The following is a 17,769-nucleotide window of genomic DNA, read 5'->3' on the forward strand; positions in this document are numbered from 1 at the left end:
GATGGATCAGTGTGCGATTTCGATGGCCGCCAGCGCGGCGTTGCCGGAAACGCTGGCGAAATCGAGCTTGAGCCGTCCGTCCGTCACGATAACCGGGAAACTGCGCACCACTTCCTTGAGCGGTACGCCCGCTGCCTTCAGCAGGTTGATGCCCGCGATCGCCACCTGGCCGTTGGCAGTGACGGTCAGCGCCTGTTCGGGCGAGGGCGTCTTTCGCGGTTCGAACAGGCGCAGCGTCACGGTCCAGCGGCCGTTCGGCAGCGGGATGTCGTAGGCATAGGCGCTGCCGTCGCGCCAATATTCGAACAGCGCCGGATCGGTGGCCTCCACCTTGCGGATCGGGGCCATAGAGCGTCCGCCGAAGCCGACGAGGTTGAGCACCACCGGCTTGCCGCCCTTCACGAAAGTATCCGATCCGAAATGCCGTGCGCCGAGTTCGAGCCCGGCAAGGCTGCCGGCATTGATGCGCAGACCCGTGCGATCCGGGTCCGGCCCGTTCCACGAGGTTTCGTCGCGAACGGTCTGGCCGGCCACATCGGCCGAAACCGTCGCGGCATTGGCACCGGGGCGCAGCGCCACGTTCCTCCACTCGCAGACGAACTGCGGGCAAGGCGTCTCGCCGATGGTCTTGCCATTCATGGTGAGGGTGGCGGCGGGGGCCGTGGAATAGGCCTTCACGTCCATCACCGGGTAGGCGCGATCGGCATAGCGGGTGCCGGCGAAACGGATGGCGGGCTTGTCTCCCCAGGCGACCTTGTAGAACCAGAATGCGTCCTTGCGCGTCTTGCGGTCGGCCGTGACCAGGCCCTTGTCGTTGAGGTCCACGGCATCGCCTTCGTCGCGCAGGTCGCTGGAGAAGTCGAACATGGCCCAGACCCAGCTCGCGAAGACGAAGTTGCGGCTATCGATGGAGGGCCAGACCTGCTCATGCACCCAGGCCTGGTATTCCTCCGGGTGCGGGCGGCCGACGAAGTTGACGAAACCGTTCAGCACGTCGTCGCTATGCTGGCTGATCGCTCCGCCCGCGCCATATTCGGTCAGCGATAGTGGCAGGGCGGGGTGCGCCTTGTGGAACGTGTCGAGCGTGTCGCCAAGATCCTTCCGCGCTTCCAGCGGATTGGGATAGTACCAGCCGTAATAGCGATTGTAGCCGATCAGGTCGGTGGTTCCGGCCAGCTTCTCGCCGGCGGTCTGCACCAGGCTGAGGCCTTCGCAGCAGTCCGCGAAAGTGGTGGGCCTATCGGGGTCTTCCTGCTTGGCGATCGCATTGAGGTGCCGGAGCAGGGCGAGCGGCTTGGGTGGATTGCCTTTGACGCCGAATCCCTTGGCGGAATCCACTTCATTGCCCACCGACCACATCAGGATGGCCGGGTGGTTGTAGCTCTGGCGGATCTGCTCGCGAAGCTGCTGTTCGGCATTGGCCCAGAGGCTAGGCGAGCCCTGCCCGCCGGAAAGACTGGGCGCGGTGACGTAAGGCAGTTCCGCCCAGACCACCATCCCGGCCCTGTCGGCCAGATCGGACCATTGATCGGCATGCTGGTAGTGCGCCTGCCGGATGGTGTTCGCGCCGAGTTCCTCGATCAGGGCCATGTCCTGCGCATGTTGCGCCGGCGTGAGCGCCCAGCCCGAGCCAAGCGCATCCTGATGGCGCGATACCCCGCGCAGTTTGACGTGGCGGCCGTTGAGCGAGAAGCCGGCATCGGCATCGAAGCGGAACGTGCGCAGCCCGAGCGGCTGCGAGACGCGATCGAGGATCGTCTTTCCGTCTGCAAGGGTGGCCGTCACGGAATAGAGGTAGGGATCGGTTCGTCCGTCCCAGCGGTGCGGGCGGGCGATGGCAAGCCGTGCTTTCGCTTCGCCGGTGCCGGATGCCAGCGCTACCGGCTGCTTCGTACGGGCAACGATCTTGCCGTTGGCGTCCCTGATCTCGGTGGATAGCGATAGGCGGCCCCGCGCGGCTCCGGCATTGCGCAGCCGCGTCAGCACTTCGACGGTCGCCTGTCTGTCGGTGATCTCGGTTGCCCGCGCGTAGACGCCGGGTCCGCCGAAATCGAGGGGGTCGATCGATGCCGCGGGCAGTTGGAGCAGCGATACCTCGCGGTAGATGCCGCCATGCACGAAGAAGTCCCCCGAAAGCGGAATGACCTCGGAGGTGCTACTGCCCGGTTCGGGTTTGGAATTGTCCGCGCGGACCACCACGAGATTGCGCTCGCCCGGCTTCCAGGCATCGGTCACGTCGAGACGGAAGCGCGAGAACGCGCCCTTGTGCGTGCCGACCTGACGGCCATTGACCCACACTTCGGCGATCTTGCCGACGGCCGCGAAATCCAGATACTGCCTGTCCCCGGTCCGCGATTTCGGGGCCTGGACCCAGAGGCGATACCAGCCCACGCCTTGGCGATTGTCGGTCTCGTCGCCGCGGCTCAGCGCGTAGGCGCCGATGTGGTTCCAGCTGTGGGGGACGGAGACTTTGTCCCAGGCGCTGTCGTCGAAAGCAGCGTCGGTCACCTGCAAGCTCTCGTCTCCGAAGCGGAACCGCCAGCCTTGCGACAGGTCCATCGTCGCGCGCGTGGAGTCCGGCCTGGCGTTGGTTTCGGCAGGCGCGGCCGCCACCGGCGCGGCTCCGAGCACGCTTCCCGCCATCGCCGCGCAGAGGATGGCCGCGGCTGCCCGTTTGAATTCGCTCATCTCTTGCTCTCCCGAATACCTTGCATCCGTCTGCGGACTGGTTTGGTCATTCACCGGTCCGCCGTGTCAGCAGCAGACGGACAGGGCCGATCAGCCCGGACGGGCGCAAGGGCGCGTCCTTTCGATAGGTAGGTGTGGCTGTCCACGTCACTTTCGGCGTCCCGGCACTTGCATCGGCTTGCGCGTCGCCGATCAGGCGATTGACCCAGAGATTGGCGACGCGGATTTGCAGCCGGTTCCCGCCCGGCTTCGCCACGGCGCCGATATCGACGAGATAGGGGCGGTGCCAGGCATAGCCGGCAAGCTGCCCGTTGATGCTGACTTCCGCTATCTCGCGGGCGTCGCCAAGGTCCAGGTAGAGCGGCGAACCCTTCTTCCAGCCGCGCGGGACGTCGATGTCCTTGGTGTAGGTTGCCAGCCCCGAGAAGTAGCGAATGGCCGGGTCGGGATTGTCATTGAGGGGGGCAAGCCGGGGCAGGCGCGTCGTGGCCGGCGCCCCGCGCCCCGGTTCGAACGCGACATCCCACGGCCCTGCCAGAACGGCTTGCTCGACGAGCTGGACGGGGGCGATGTTCCCGTGCGTCTCGGCGGTGTCTTTCCGGAAGACGACGTGAACGGATTCGTCCGGTGCCAACGTAAGTGGAACATGCGTCCTGCCGCCCCGCATTTCATAGCTGACCGGTTCGGACCGCCCCGTCTCCGCGTGCCAGAGTTCCGGGATCTTGCCGGACATCCGGAAGCTTGCCTCGATCGTCTCGGCGCGGTCCTTCTGGTTGGAGATGAAGTAGAGGTTTCCATCGGGCAATTTGCGATGAACGAAGGGGAGCTCGCTGTCTGCCTGCGCGCCGGTGATGCGGAGGTCTGGGTCCAAACCGATCTGCGCCAATGCCGATGCCAGATCGTCCGTGGCGATGACGCGGCCCTTTCCGACGCGAGCAGGCCCCGCCCCGGTGTCGGACGATCCCGGCCAGAGCAGGTCCAGCAGCTCGGTGTAGCGTTCGGGGTTCGCTGCAATGCCGGGGTCGCCGCTGGGACGCCGGCCGATGACGGTGGCGCCCCGTTCCACCAGGCTGGCGATCTTTTCGAGCACGGCCAGGCTCATGCGGCTGGATGAGCCGCCCAGGAACAGCACCCGGTAGCGCGCGCCGCCGGAGCTGACGATATCCGCGCCGTCGTTGTCCAGCGCTTCCCGAAGCGCGTCGGCGTTGACGAAGTCGAAGGCATAGCCGGCGGGAATGCCGGATACGACCTTGTCTCCGAACAGGCCGGTCAGCGGTGCTTCCTCACCATGGAAATAGGCGATGTCGGCAAGGTTCCTGCCCTGCTGCAAGAGGAGCGCGTTGCGGGCGATATAGTCCATCCAAGGACGCGCGAGAGCGCCCCAGGCTTCGTTGCGATTGAAGTCCTGCCCGAAGATCGACAGGCGCAGCCCCGGCTTGCGATCGTCCACCGGGACGTGGACCGAAGTATGGATCACCGGGCGATTGATGCCGGTTGCGAACTCCAGGTCGATCATCCGCTTGAGTTCCGCCGGACCGTAGGACCAGGGCGAGAGCATCGACGTCAGGGACTCTGCCGCTACGAACTTTCGGCCATAGATATGCGCGACCGAGGCAGCCCCCTTCATGTCGGCGAGATAGCTCGGCTTGGGTCCGCCGGCGCGCGGAAAGGACCACATGGCAGCCATCGGAACATCGGCCGATTTGCGCATGGCCATGTCGTCGCCAAGTTGCGGGCGATGATCCTCCAGGGCCTCGCCATAGACGATGAGGCCGTTGTCATGGGCCGCCTTCGCGATCGTGCCGTAATGGTCGCTGGCGAGCAGGTCCGCCAGGGTCCGGCGAAAATCGTAGAGGAAGCGTTCGCTCTGGCTGCGCGATCCCACGATCCAGCCGGTGAGAGCGGGCAACCAGGGGAGGGGGTCATATCCGCGCAAACGGGTGAAGCGCTCGATCATGCCCGGCGTCCAGTTCGCGGCGCCCACCTCTATGCTGTCGGTCAGGATGGCGCGAATCCCTCTCGCCCCCGTCAGTTCCTGACCGACCGTCTCCCGATAGGTGGCGAGATAGTGATCCATGTAGCGCCGCACCGCGGCGGAATCGTACTTGTCCACTTCGAGCCCCGTCGCTTCCAACGGGGCGGGGTGGTTCATCGTGCCGACAAGGGAATAGCCGAAGCGGATGACATGCCATCGCCCTTTCGGTGCGGACCAGTCGAGCGTGCCGTCGGCGAGAAGGCGTCCGGTCAGGTCCAGGATCCTGCCTGGAGGCGTACCCGCCACGTCCGCGAGGCCCTTGTCGAGGGTGTAGTAATCGGGAACGATGTCGAAGCCCGCCTTGGCCTCGGCGCGGTTGACGCGATCGACCTCGGAAAGGGCCAGTTCGCCGATGCGGATGGTCTTTGCCGGCTTGCTCCCGGAAAACCCCGCGGCCAGCGCGGAGAGATCGACGCCGGGCGGAGGAGGTGCGATGTTCGGAAGGCTGCTCGATTCCTGAAATGCGATACGGAAGCTGCTGGCCGTAACCGGCTGGAAGGCCACCGTCGTAGGCACCCGTGCCAGCGGGATTTCGGATATGGATGTCCACTCAGCATGGCGGGTTTTCGCTTCCAGCCTTGCCTTGAGATTGGCGCCGATGAACTTGCCCGCGCCATCGGGCACGAACAGTGTCAGCGAACGCATGGTGCGCGGGCGCGCATAGTCCATTTGCAGGAAGGTCGTGCCCTTTGCTGCCTTGGGAAGCTCCACGACGGATTCCAGGTTTCCGTCCGTGAGCGGCTCGCCCGCGATGGTCTGGCCGGTTGCATCGACGTAGGATGGCGACGACGGGTTGCCTCTTCCGTCAGCGGGAAAGGCAAGCACCGCGACGTCCCGATAGAACGGCGATGGAACCGGCGGCGCCTTTTCGTTGATCGTGGAGTTGGTGCCGGACATCGCGGCGATCGATTGAAACGGGCCGGTTACGGACGGCGGCGACGGGAGCTTGTGCAAGGACGCACTGCCGCCCTCGATCGTGGCTTCGCTCCAGACCAGTTTCTTCATCCCGTCCGCGGGGGGTACCCAAGGGCCGCCGGTTTCCGACCATCCCGGCGAAGAGGCGATCGCCAGTTCGATGCCCAGCCGGTCGGCTTCTCTGGCCGCAGACCTGAAGGCCGTTTTCCAGGCCGGGGTCATGTAGACCAGCCGCTGGTCGACGATCTGGGGGCTTTGCAGGTTGACGTCGAAAGTCTGGGCACCGCCGATCCCGACCTGCTTCATCCAGGCGAGATCCTTGAGAAGACCGTCTTCGGTTATATTGCCGTTGATCCAATGCCACCAGACGCGCGGCCGTGCCTCCATGGGAGGGTTGGTGAACGCCTCTTTCAGATTGTCCGAGATTTCCGGCTTGGGAGCCTCATGCCTGGTCGGGGCGGCATCCTGACCCAGCGCAGGCACGGCGCATAGGGCAGCCGAAAGCAGTATTGCCCGGTTCACGTTACTGCCATCGAGCCGGAACGTCGCTTCCATCATCGTGATGCCTGCCTCGCATGCCTCGGGCGACATGGCTGCCGCTTGCGCAGGCACTCACGCGCTTTCTCCCAAATCGCATCTTTGTGCGACTCACTGGCGCTTAAATATTGCTTCCAGACCTGTCAATCCAATGCTCGATTTTGGTCGGCCACTTTCTCTCGGCGATCTGCCGCACTCCGGCAGCTTGGGGCGGCAAAGCAGGCTCTGTCCAACGGATTTGAGGTTTCACGGTGCGCGGAACCGCTAGCCAGGCAAGATAGCGTCTCCACGATCATGCAGGACGAAGAGGCGTCGAAGCAGCGCTTCGCATCCGCCCGGCAGCGCGTTTTTCGTCGCTGAGATCGCACGCCGTTCTTGCGTGAGTCTTGACGCACCGCTCTGACAAGAAGTATGCGATAGTGTATCGCGTAAAGTGAGGCTCGGCTTCTCGCGACCGGCAATGCGGCGGACACGCCGATGCCGAGCCGCGACAAGAACTGAACCATGAGCAGGAGAGGGTCTGGAAGATGGCATCGATTATCGTTGTGGGCGCGTCCGGAGGGGAAACGGCCGTTGAGGCCAGGCCCGGTCAGACCGTCATGGAAGTCATAAGGGACGCGGGTTTCGATGAATTGCTGGCGCTGTGCGGGGGCTGCTGCTCCTGCGCCACCTGTCATGTCCATGTCGAGGAGGGACAGGGCGCGCTCGATCTGGGCGCGATGAGCGACGACGAAAACGATCTGCTGGATTCGTCCAACCATCGGGACGGCCGGTCGCGCCTCTCGTGCCAGTTGCAGATCACCGATGCGCTCGACGGGCTGCGCGTCAGGATCGCGCCCGAAGATTGAGAGACACCAAGCCCCTGCGGGAAGCTGGGGGCAGCAAGGAGCAGGAACAATGACTGAACTGGCGGATCGGGATTACTTCACCGACCATGAGATCCTGGTGGATCCTTATGCCTACTTCGAGGCCGTGCGCGAAAAGGGCGCGATCTATCAGCCTAAGGGCAAGGACTATCTGATGGTCATGGGTTTCGAGGAAACCCTTGAAATCATGCGCAACTCGGAAGATTTCTCGGCCATCATCGGTCTTCAGGGTGCCTCTGCTCCGCTGCCGTTCGCAGCGCAGGGCGGCGATATCACGGCCGAGATCGAAGCTCATCGCGATGAATTCCATGGCGGCGATCTGCTCGTCAATCTGGACGACAACGCGCACCTCCAGCTTCGTTCGCTGGTCAACCGGCTGTTCACGCCGTCACGGCTCAAGGCGAACGAGGAATTCATCCAGGCCTATTCGGACGAACTGGCGCGCGAAGCGGTTGCCAGCGGCGGCGTCGAACTCGTCGGCCAGATCGCGACGCCGTTCGTGACCCTGGTCATCGCCGATCTCCTGGGCATTCCGGCGGAGGATCGCCAGAAGTTCATGGACATCATCCAGAACGCGCCGCCGCCCGGCAACCTCGATGGCGAACTCGATCTCGACGCCGAAGACCACCCCTTCATGATTATGGGCGGCTACTTCGCGCAATATGTCGCGGATCGGCGCGCCAACCCGACGCAGGACATCCTCTCTGAACTGGCCAACGCGCGCTACCCGGACGGCACGCTTCCGGACGAGATGGCTATCGTCAAGCTCGGCATGTTCATGTTCGGCGCGGGTCAGGATACCAGCGCGAAACTGCTGGGCAATGCGATGCGCTACATCGTCGACCAGCCTGGATTGCAGGATCGCCTTCGCGCCGATCCGTCGCTGATCCCGGCCTTGATCGAGGAAGTCCTGCGTCTCGAAGGCTCGACCAAGCAAACCGCCCGCCTGGCGCGCAGGGATACCCGGATCGGCGATCTGGAGATCAAGGCCGGCACGAAGATCATGCTGGCGATCGCGGCGGCCAATCGCGACCCCCGGCGTTGGGAAGATCCCAAGGCTTTCAAGCTCGATCGTCCGAAGATCCGGGAACATGTCGCTTTCGGTCGCAGTGCCCACACCTGCGCGGGGGCGCCGCTGGCCCGCGTGGAAGTGCGGGTGATCCTGGAAAAGCTGCTCAAGTATACCTCGGACATCGACCTCGATCCCGCCGTCCACGGACCGCGCGGCGCCCGCAAGCTCGTCTTCGAGCCGAGCTTCATCATCCGTGGGCTTGCTGAACTCCACCTCAGGCTGACCCCGGGCGAGGGCGTCGATCTTGCCTCCACCGGGCCTTCTATCATCCAGAAGAGCGAAGCGCCCGTGCCGCCTTCGTCGCCGGCCGCTGCACCCTCTGCTGGCTATTCGACCGCAGCAACGAAGCTGGCCGTCCTGCTCAAGGACGCGGCGGCGAAGGAAGTGCTCGACAGGCACTTCCCCGGCATCACCACGGACAAGCGCATCGGCATGGCAAAATCGATGACCTTGCGGGCGATCCAGAAGTTTGCCCCCGGCCAGTTCACCAACGAAGCGCTCGACGCGGTCGACAGCGATCTGGCGGGCCTGCCCGTCGAGTAAAGGCGAACTGTAGTTCGGCACGACGACCGGCACCGTTCGCAAAGCGAGGCGGTGCCGATCTCCAACCAGCTAAAGAATTCGCCGGGGCGAAGGGTCAAGCCGATCGAAGCGGGATCGGCTTGACCAATGCGATACAGTGTCGCATTAAAAGCGTGTAAAAAATAGTCACGGGAAGGGGAATCGATGCGCATGAAGAGGGGTCTTGTGCTTGCCGGGGTCAGTATGACGGCCATGTCGGTACCGGCTCACGCCCAACAGGCCGAGCAAGCGGCGCCTGTGGTCGCGGCGGGCACAGAGGCATCGATCGCCAATGAGATCATCGTCCAGGCGCGTCGTCGTGACGAAAGCCTTCAGGACGTGCCGCTGGTCGTCAATGCGGTGACGGCGGATACGATCGACAAGCTCAACATTCGCAACTTTACCGAGATCGGTTCAGTCGTGCCGGGCCTGCAACTGACGCCCAACGCGAACGGGATCGGAACCTCATCGTCGATCCGCGGCGTCAACCATGATGTCAACGTCAGTGCCGAGAACGGCACGATCCAGTATTATCGCAACGACGCTCCTGTACCGTCCAACTTCGTTTTCCAGACCATGTACGATGTCGGTCAGATCGAAGTGCTGCGCGGGCCGCAGGGCACGCTGCGTGGTCGATCGACACCGTCCGGCTCGATCACCGCGACCACGCGGCTCCCCGACCTGGTCCAGCCCGGAGGTTACATAACGGGCACTTTCGGATCGGGGTCGGCTTCGAACCTCAACGGCGCGCTGAACATTCCGATCGTGGAGGATGTGCTGGGCATCCGGGTAGCCGGATTGCATAAGTTCGACCGGCTCAACCGCGTGACGAGCATCAACAGCGATGTGAAGCCGCGCAGCGAGACCGATGCGATCCGCGCGACGGTTCGCTTCGAACCGGCGCAATGGCTGCGCTTCGGCTTCCTCTACGAAGGCATGCAGAGCAAAGCGCTGCGGTTTGACCAGGTTCGTTCCGTAAGCGACTACAATCCCGCCTATACACCTTCGGCGAATGCGCCGGATTACGGAGAGATCGGGCTGGACGACTACCTGTCGGTGCAGTCAAGGCCGAGCACCGTCTCGCAGAAGTTTCAGTTCTACAACTGGAATGTCGAAGCGGATGTTCTGGGGCAGCGTCTCGTCTATGTCGGGTCGCGCACGTCGCAGAAGTATCATAGCTTCGGCGTACGCGATCTCGCCAACTTCTTCCCCGCCCTGGCGATCGGACAGGAAGCCGATACGCGCGGAACCACGTCCAGCCATGAGGTTCGACTGCAGAACCAGGACCGCATTGCCGGTCTGTTCGATTATGTCGTCGGCTATTTCCAGTATGCGGTTCCGTCCCGCACGATCCTGAACGACAGCAGCATCACCCAGTTGCGGCTGGCGGGGTTGGGGATTCCGATCGCCGCCCCCAGCGTGACCGACACGCCGATCTATCTTCCCAAGGGCACGCCCAAGGAGGAATCGGTCTTCGGAAACGTGACGCTGCATCTTGGCGACGCGACGGAACTGTCCGGAGGCTTGCGGCGCATCCACTTCACGGACTTCCGCGACGGCCTGTTCATCGGCTGCACGCCGGACATGTACCAGGCCGGATCGTGCCGGCGGCAGAATGGCACGCAGTCGGACGTCAAGGAAAACACCACAATCTACAGCGCCAGCATCAAGCACCGCTTCACGCCGGGGCTCATGGTCTATGCGGCTACCGGCAGTTCCTGGCGACCGCCCGTGGTCGCGGTCGGCAACTTCACGAATGCCCCCTATACGCCGAACGAAGTCGCCCATATCGCGCTGCCTTCCGAAAGTTCGAAGTCATACGAAATCGGCGTGAAGTCGGACTGGTTCGATCATAAGCTGACGCTCAATCTCACCGCCTATCACCAGAAATACAAGAACTATCCCTACCGTGCGGGCGGTGCCGGCATCACGTACATTAACATCAATTCGGCCGGCGCGCCCACCGTGGGCAGCTTCAATTTCGTGAGCGCCGTGCCGGTCAAGGTAAACGGTGTGGAGGCCGAGCTTGCCTTCAATCCAACCCCCCGCCTGAGCTTCGGTGCGACCGTCAACTACGCGAAGAGCACCATCGGCAATGCGTCGCTGGCCTGTACCGATGCCTTGAACAACCAGACCGGCGCGGTCGGTTCGGACGGCATACCCGATACCGTCACCCCCACGCTTGGGCAGATGGAGCAGGCCTATGGCGACGAGCGTCTGGCCGTGTGTCCCGGCGGCGGCCAGAGCGCGACATTCCAGCCCAACTGGACCGGCGTCCTGCGTGCGGAATACAACCAGCCGGTCGGAAACGACATGGATGCCTACTTGCGCGGGCTGTTCAGTTGGCGGGGCAAGTCCAAGACCGATCCCAACAATCGGTTCGACGACGTGGGCGCCTATGGCCTCTTCAATCTCTACGGTGGCCTGCGCTCGGCATCGGGCGCGTGGGAGTTCACGCTTTACGCCAAGAACCTGTTCGAGACGACCAAGCTGCTCAGCCAGGACGATGTGGCCCAGTTCACGTCGGTTACCGATGTGTTCCTGGCGCCGCCGACCTTCAGCGTCACGGGTATCGGGTCTACCGTTTACAACAGCCGCTACGCCGGTGTGACGGCCACCGCTCCGCGCGAATTCGGCGTGACGTTCCGCGTGGCGATCGGTTCGCGCTAGGGCCTGATCCTAGGGCGTGCCCCGAAGAACTCCGAACCTGAAGGGTTGCAGGTGCCCGGCGCCTGCAACCCCTTTTTTTGGAATGAGCAATCTCAATCAGGCGCCATGATCGACGTCGAAATCAGGCGGAACAGGATCTTGGCGACGTCCGACACGCTATAGGCACCTTCCGGCTGCCCAACCCACCAGGCCAGCGTTTCCGCAATGAGCGTTGCCGCGCAGATCGTGCCCAGATCTCGCGGAAGCCATTCGTTGAGCGGTGTTTCGGACTGCGCCACGATCATGGAAATGCGCAACCATTCCTCGCGCATGGCTCCCCCGGCGCCACCGTTGAGAAGGATCGACCAGAGCCGCCGGTGGTCTTCGACGTACCGGCAGAGGGCACGGAAGCCGCTCTCGTAGTCCTCGGCGTGGCGAATGGACAAGGTCAAGCGGTTGAGATGCGCGATTTCATCCTTGGCGATCGCGTTCAGCAAGGCTTCCTTGGTCTGATGATGCCGGAAGAAAGTGGCGTAATGCACTTTCGCCTCCGCACAGATGTCGCGAACGGTGATCTGATCGAACGGCTTTTTCTGCAGAAGCGTCAACATCGCTTCCTGAAGCGCCTGCGCGGAGCGGAGCGCGCGCGCATGTTTCGATCCGGCCGAGGCTGGCGGTGACGTGATAGGCAAGGCGGTATCGGTCATCGCGACAATGTGACGCAGGAACCCCTTCCATCGCAAGGCTTCATAGTCGAACGTCCATAGGTTGAGGCTATGGCAAATCCAATAATCATTATTTTACGAATGATGCCGTTCTGCGTTAAATCGCACTCAAGCCGAACGATAGAGCGCGGGAGAGAGAGCGATGCGGACCCTGATCCGTCAGGTTTCCATTTTCGATGGTAGCGGTTCCCCCCGGCAAGCCGGAGCGGTCCTGGTGGAGGGAGAGCGCATCGTCCGCGTCGCCTTCGGCGGAGACGCGCTGGACGGCGAGAATGCGGATGTGGTGATCGAAGGGCGTGGCATGACATTGATGCCCGGCCTCGTGGACGCGCATACCCACCTGACCTGGGGCTCGTCGGTAGAGAAGATCTACCACCAGTTCATCCTCCCTCCCGAAGAACTGAAGATTGCCGCCTGGCGCAATGCGCGGGTGCTGCTGGACCATGGTTTCACCTCGATCTACTCGGCCGGCGCGCTGGGCGACATGATCGAGCCGGAACTCGCTCAGGCCATTGCGTCGGGCGAGACGCCGGGGCCGCGCATGGTGCCCTCCACGCTGGAACGCAGCCCGGAAGGCGACGAAGGCGTCGATACCGGCGACGTGTTCAACGGTCGCGGGCCGGATGCGATGCGCCAGTTCGTGTCCTATTGCAGGGACGAGGGCGTCCAGTCGATCAAGCTGGTGGTTTCCGGCGAGGATGCGCTGAAGCCGAATTCCGCGATGGATGTGCTTTATACCCGCGAGGAAATGCTCGCGGCCGGCGAAGCCACGCGCGAGGCGGGGATGTGGATCGCCGCGCATACCTATTCGCCGGAAGCTATCGGCCTTGCCCTCGATGCCGGAGCGCGCATCCTCTACCACTGTTCCTTCGCCGACGACGCGACGGTGGAGCGCATGGCGGCGGACAGGGACAAGTTCTTCTACGCGCCCGGCCCCGGCGTATCGATCGCCGCGATCGAGGCCAGTCCGCCGCCGCATATCGACATGACGCACATGAAGGCCAGCGCCAATGTCCGCATGGGATTGGAAGGCAAGCTGGTGCCCGAACTGAAGGCGCGCGGCGTGCGCGTCCTGACCGGCGGCGACTATGGCTTTCCGTTCAATCCGCACGGACGCAACGCCCGCGATCTGGAGCATTTCGTTCAGTACTACGGCTTCACGCCCGCAGAGGCACTGCGCTCGGCCACCCAATACGGTGGTGAGCTGATGGGGCTGGAAGTCGGGCTGGTGAAGGAAGGCTGGTTGGCCGACCTCCTGCTGGTCGACGGCGATCCCACGGCGGACGTTGCGATCCTTCAGGACAAGGATCGGCTGAAGATGATCATGAAGGGCGGCGCGCTCTACAAGGCGCCGGCCGAAATCGAACCGAGTTAATGATCAGGTTTTTTAGGGGCTAAATCGATGTCGTGCGACGTGGTTGTCGTAGGCTGCGGCCCGGTGGGCGCGCTGGCCGCGAACCTTCTCGGCCTGAAAGGGCTCAAGGTGCTGGTTCTCGAACGGGAACTGGAACACTATCCGCTGCCGCGCGCGGTCCATCTCGATCATGAGATGATGCGCCTGTTCCAGTCCGCCGGGGTGATCGATCGGGTGGAGGGCGACATGATCGCCACCGACGGCCACCTGCATGTCGGCGCCGACCATGGCGTGATCCGCTACATGGGCACCGTGGGCAAGCCGCGCCCGTTCGGTTGGGCCAACGACTACTTCTTCTACCAGCCCGAACTCGAAGCGCACTTGCGCGAAGGCTTTGCCGCGATGCCGAACGTCGCGCTGAAACGGGGCGCCAGCTTCACCGGGCTGACGCAGGACGCGGACGGCGTGACGGTCGATTATCTGGATCAGGACGAACCCCGCACCGCGCGGGCCCGATGGGTCATCGCCTGCGACGGCGCGCGCAGCGGCGTGCGCAAGGCGCTCGGCGTCGAACTGGACGATCTCGATTTCGAGGAGCCCTGGCTGGTAGTCGATGCCGAAGTCGAGGGACCGGTTGCCTTTCCGCCGCTCTCCGGCGTGCCCGAGGGAGCCGACCTCCAGCGCCTGTCGGTCATGATGTGCGATCCCTCGCGGCCCGCCACCGTGGTCCCCGGCCGCCGCGATCATCGCCGGTGGGAGTTCATGCTGCTTCCCGGAGAGGACGATGTCGCGATGTCGGCGCCCGAGAAGGTGGCCGAACTGGTTGGCGCGTGGATGGCGGAGGTACCGCACAGGATCGTGCGCGCCGCGACTTATCGCTTTCACGGTCTCGTCGCCCACCGGTGGCAGGTCGGCAACGTGTTCCTGGCGGGAGACGCCGCGCACCAGACGCCGCCGTTCTTCGGGCAGGGCATGTGCCATGGGTTGCGCGATGTCGCCAATCTGGCGTGGAAGATGGACGCGGTGGCCAACCACGGCGCCGATGCTGCGGTGCTGGGCACCTACCAACCCGAGCGCGACCCGCACGTCCGCGCCGTGATCGGCGCCGCCGTGGCCGCAGGTCGCTATATCTGCGAACTGGATCCTGCCGAAGCCGCCGTGCGCGATGCCCGCATCCGTGAGGAAGCGCGCCAGAAGTCCGGCGAAACCGCGCATGATCTGATCCCGGCGATCGTCGAGGGCGTGGTCTTGTCCGGCACCTCCGGCGCGGGCGTTCGCTTCGTGCAGCCGGTGCTGGGCGATGGCCGCAAGCTGGACGACCTGACCGGCGGCGGCTGGCGCCTGTTCGTTCGCGACGACGCCGTTCCGGGCAGCACCGAAGGCGTGCCCCGGATCGGTGCAGACACCCTGCCGGACGATGGCGCGATCACCGCATGGCTGGACGAGCATGGCGTCGATGCCGTGCTGGTTCGCCCCGACCACTACGTTTTCGGCACCGCCAGTCACAGCGCCGAGGATTTGCTTGCGGCCCGCGCGGCCCAGCTTTTCAGCCATCAGGAGCTTGCCGCATGACTCTCACTCTGGCTCAGGCCCAGACCATAATCATCGGCACTCTCGCCGAAGCGCGCGCCCGCGATGCAAAGAGGCTGGCAGTGATCGTGCTCGACGCGGGCGCGCATCCGGTTGCCTTCGCGCGCGAGGACGGCGCCAGCCTCTATCGCTTCGACATCGCCAGGGCCAAGGCCGAGGGCGCCGTGGGCATGGACGCGGATAGCGCCGTCCTGGCCGAGCGGGCCAAGGGCAACCCCGTGTTCTTTCAAAGCGTTGCCGCTGCCGTCGGCGGACGCATCGCGTTTTCACCGGGTGGGGTGGTGATCCGCGATGCCGCCGGCACTCTGATCGGCGCCGTCGGCGTCAGCGGTGACACCGGCGAGTGCGACGCCGACTGCGCCCGAGCGGGTATCCGCGCGGCGGGACTTCTTCAGGAGCAAGAGCCATGAAACTGCGCAGCATCGAACTGGCGCTGCCCGATCCGGCCGCCGCCGCCGCGTTCATGACCGAAATCTGGGGCATGGCCGACGCTGGCGTCGAAGGGGAAACGCACTACCTGCGCGGTTCCGGCGCGTTCCCCTACCTCGTCGCCTTCGAGAAGTCGGACGACGAATTCGTCCGCTCGACCACCTTCGTCTGCACGGCGGAGGAATTGGCAGCCTTGAAGGCGCGTGTAGCGACCGCAGGCTGGACCGCCAGCCCGACCGTCAGCCGCGACCTCGGCGGCGGGCAGGGTGTGCTGGTCGAACTGCCCGAAGGCACGATCCTGCGCTTCCTCGTCGATGCCACCGAAGTCGAACCGATTACCGGGCGCGATCTGCCCGTGAAGCTCACCCATGTCGTCTTCAATGCGGCCGATGCCGAAGCCTGCGGCAATGCCGTGGAAGATGTGCTGGGCTTCCGCGTGTCCGACCGGACGAAGGGCATGGTCTTCGTGCGCTGCAACGACAGCCACCACTCCACCGCCTTCGCCCGTGCCGGTTTCGCCTCGCTCAATCATGTCGCCTTCGAGATGGAAGACATGGACGCGGTGATGCGCGGCATCGGCCGGTTGCGCGACCATGCGCTGGTACCTGCCTGGGGCCCCGGCCGTCACGGTCCCGGTGCCAACGTCTACGCCTACTTCATCGCGCCGTTCGGCCCGGTGATCGAATTCTCGACCGCCGTGGAGAAAGTGCCGGACGACTACAAGGTCGGCGCGCCGGACGATTGGACCTGGCCTGCGGGCCGCATCGACCAGTGGGGCATCTCCGACAAGGATTTCGATGGCCTGCGCCGCGCCGAGGAACGCTTCCGCTTCCGCCGCGACTGGGACGCCGCGCCGTTTTGACCATTTGACCGCCACCGCGCGACACGCGGGGGGCAGGGGAGACTACGCATGAACCGTTATATCAGCTTTGAACGTCCCGATGGCAGCAAGAGCTTCGGCCGCCTCGAAGAGGACAAGGTGATCGATCTCGGCGCATCCGGCGCGGATGCATGGCTGAAGGACGTGTTGGCGGGCGACCTTGCCGCGCTGCCCTCGACGGGCGAGTTCGCCGCCGATGCCGTCACGCTGCTGCCGGTCGTTCCGAACCCGGAAAAGATCCTCTGCGTCGGCCTCAACTATGCCACCCACGTTGCCGAGACCGGCCGCGAGCAGAAGGAACACCCGGCGATCTTCACCCGCTGGGCCGATAGCCTGATCGCCGACGGCGCGCCCATGGTCCGCCCGCCCGAAAGCGAGCGCTTCGACTACGAGGGCGAACTCGCCGTCATCATCGGCAAGCCCGGTCGCCGCATCGCGCCCGAGGACGCCTGGGACCATGTCGCGGGGTTCGCGCCTTTCAACGACGGCTCGATCCGCGACTGGCAGCGCCACAACATTCAGTTCACGCCGGGCAAGACCTGGCCCGGCACCGGCGGCTTCGGCCCGTCGATGGTCGTCGCTTCGGAGGTCGAAGACCTTTCCTCGCAGCGCGTGCAAACCCGCGTGAACGGCGAATTGGTGCAGGATCAGCCGGTCTCGGACATGATCTGGGATATCCCGAGCGTGATCGCCTACTGCTCTACCTTCACCGACCTCAAGCCCGGCGACGTGATCGCCAGCGGCACGCCTGGCGGTGTCGGCGACAAGCGCAAGCCGCCGCTTTACCTCAAGGCCGGAGATACCGTGGAAGTCTCCATCGGCACGATCGGCACCCTTTCCAACCCCGTCATCGACGAAGCCTGACGGGTCGCAATAACCAGCCATAAAAAACGGCAAAGACAATCAACTTGGGGAGAGATCAACATGAACACCATCAGCAAGTTCACTCTGCTTTCCGGCATCGCCCTCGGCGCTTTCAGCGCGCCTGCCATGGCCCAGGAGGCGGCGCCGTCGCCGGCGCCTGAAACGCAGTCGGTTTCGGGTACCGATATCATCGTCACCGCCTCGCGCCGGGCCGAGCGTCTCCAGGACGTGCCGATCGCGGTTTCCGCCATCACCGGAGACCAGCTTACCGAAAGCGGCTTCCAGAAGCTGACCGATATCCAGTATCAGTTCTCGGGCGTGCAGTTCGGTTCCTCACCCAATGATTCCGGCTTCCGTCTGCGCGGTGTCGGTTCGGCGGGCGGCTTCTCCAGTTCGTCGGAGCAGAACGTCGGCACCGTGGTCGACAACGTGGTCATTCCCTTCGGCAACCCGATCAACAGCCTGGGCGATCTGGAGCGCGTGGAAGTGCTGAAAGGCCCGCAGGGCACGCAGTTCGGCAAGAACGCTTCTTCCGGCGTGATCAACATCACCACCAAGAAGCCGGACGCCTCGCGCTTCTTCGGCAAGGCATTCCTGAGCTATG

12 protein-coding genes are annotated in these 17,769 nt (G+C 64.2%); 9 read left to right on the forward strand and 3 right to left on the reverse strand.

Features of this window, described 5'->3' with window-relative positions; genetic code table 11:
- Window positions 1-6 precede the first annotated feature (6 nt).
- Window positions 7-2,688 carry a glycoside hydrolase family 2 TIM barrel-domain containing protein gene (locus RT424_RS05895; RefSeq protein ID WP_313435262.1) on the reverse strand — a complete coding sequence of 894 codons (2,682 nt, stop codon included), beginning with the start codon at window positions 2,686-2,688 and terminating at the stop codon, window positions 7-9.
- A 46-nt stretch (window positions 2,689-2,734) separates the two neighbouring features.
- A complete protein-coding gene (locus RT424_RS05900) occupies window positions 2,735-6,229 on the reverse strand; it encodes a glycosyl hydrolase (RefSeq protein WP_313435264.1) in 3,495 nt (1,164 codons plus the stop codon).
- A 473-nt stretch (window positions 6,230-6,702) separates the two neighbouring features.
- Here RT424_RS05900 and RT424_RS05905 point away from each other — a divergent pair, with 473 nt between their 5' ends.
- The 3 genes from RT424_RS05905 to RT424_RS05915 all read left to right on the forward strand — a co-directional run bounded on the left by RT424_RS05905 (window position 6,703) and on the right by RT424_RS05915 (window position 11,344).
- A complete protein-coding gene (locus tag RT424_RS05905) occupies window positions 6,703-7,023 on the forward strand; it encodes a 2Fe-2S iron-sulfur cluster-binding protein (RefSeq protein WP_313435266.1) in 321 nt (106 codons plus the stop codon).
- A 49-nt stretch (window positions 7,024-7,072) separates the two neighbouring features.
- Entirely contained in the window at window positions 7,073-8,656 is a 1,584-nt protein-coding gene (locus RT424_RS05910) for a cytochrome P450 (protein ID WP_313435268.1), read from the forward strand.
- A gap of 189 nt (window positions 8,657-8,845) precedes the next feature.
- Entirely contained in the window at window positions 8,846-11,344 is a 2,499-nt protein-coding gene (locus RT424_RS05915; RefSeq protein ID WP_313435270.1) for a TonB-dependent receptor, read from the forward strand.
- A 92-nt stretch (window positions 11,345-11,436) separates the two neighbouring features.
- On the opposite strand, the gene RT424_RS05920 is transcribed toward RT424_RS05915, so the two are convergent.
- Window positions 11,437-12,030 (reverse strand): TetR/AcrR family transcriptional regulator, encoded by a 594-nt coding sequence (locus RT424_RS05920; protein ID WP_313435272.1) that lies wholly within the window; start codon window positions 12,028-12,030, stop codon window positions 11,437-11,439.
- A 160-nt stretch (window positions 12,031-12,190) separates the two neighbouring features.
- On the opposite strand from RT424_RS05920, the gene RT424_RS05925 reads away from it, so the two are divergent.
- The 6 genes from RT424_RS05925 to RT424_RS05950 all read left to right on the forward strand — a co-directional run.
- On the forward strand, window positions 12,191-13,423 hold the full coding sequence (locus tag RT424_RS05925; RefSeq protein ID WP_313435274.1) for an amidohydrolase family protein: 1,233 nt from the start codon (window positions 12,191-12,193) through the stop codon (window positions 13,421-13,423).
- Between the two features lie 27 nt (window positions 13,424-13,450).
- Window positions 13,451-14,974 (forward strand): bifunctional 3-(3-hydroxy-phenyl)propionate/3-hydroxycinnamic acid hydroxylase, encoded by a 1,524-nt coding sequence (locus tag RT424_RS05930; RefSeq protein WP_313435276.1) that lies wholly within the window; start codon window positions 13,451-13,453, stop codon window positions 14,972-14,974.
- Window positions 14,971-15,402 carry a heme-binding protein gene (locus tag RT424_RS05935; RefSeq protein WP_313435278.1) on the forward strand — a complete coding sequence of 144 codons (432 nt, stop codon included), beginning with the start codon at window positions 14,971-14,973 and terminating at the stop codon, window positions 15,400-15,402. Before RT424_RS05930 ends, RT424_RS05935 begins: the two co-directional genes overlap by 4 nt.
- Window positions 15,399-16,283, forward strand: coding sequence for a VOC family protein (locus RT424_RS05940; protein ID WP_313435280.1), 885 nt, complete (start codon window positions 15,399-15,401; stop codon window positions 16,281-16,283). Before RT424_RS05935 ends, RT424_RS05940 begins: the two co-directional genes overlap by 4 nt.
- 48 nt (window positions 16,284-16,331) lie before the next feature.
- Window positions 16,332-17,165, forward strand: coding sequence for a fumarylacetoacetate hydrolase family protein (locus RT424_RS05945; RefSeq protein ID WP_313435282.1), 834 nt, complete (start codon window positions 16,332-16,334; stop codon window positions 17,163-17,165).
- Between the two features lie 60 nt (window positions 17,166-17,225).
- On the forward strand, window positions 17,226-17,769 hold a 544-nt coding region (locus tag RT424_RS05950), incomplete at its 3' end, for a TonB-dependent receptor plug domain-containing protein (RefSeq protein ID WP_313435284.1).

The sequence above is a fragment of the Novosphingobium sp. genome (assembly GCF_032093395.1).
Classification (GTDB): Bacteria; Pseudomonadota; Alphaproteobacteria; order Sphingomonadales; family Sphingomonadaceae; genus Novosphingobium.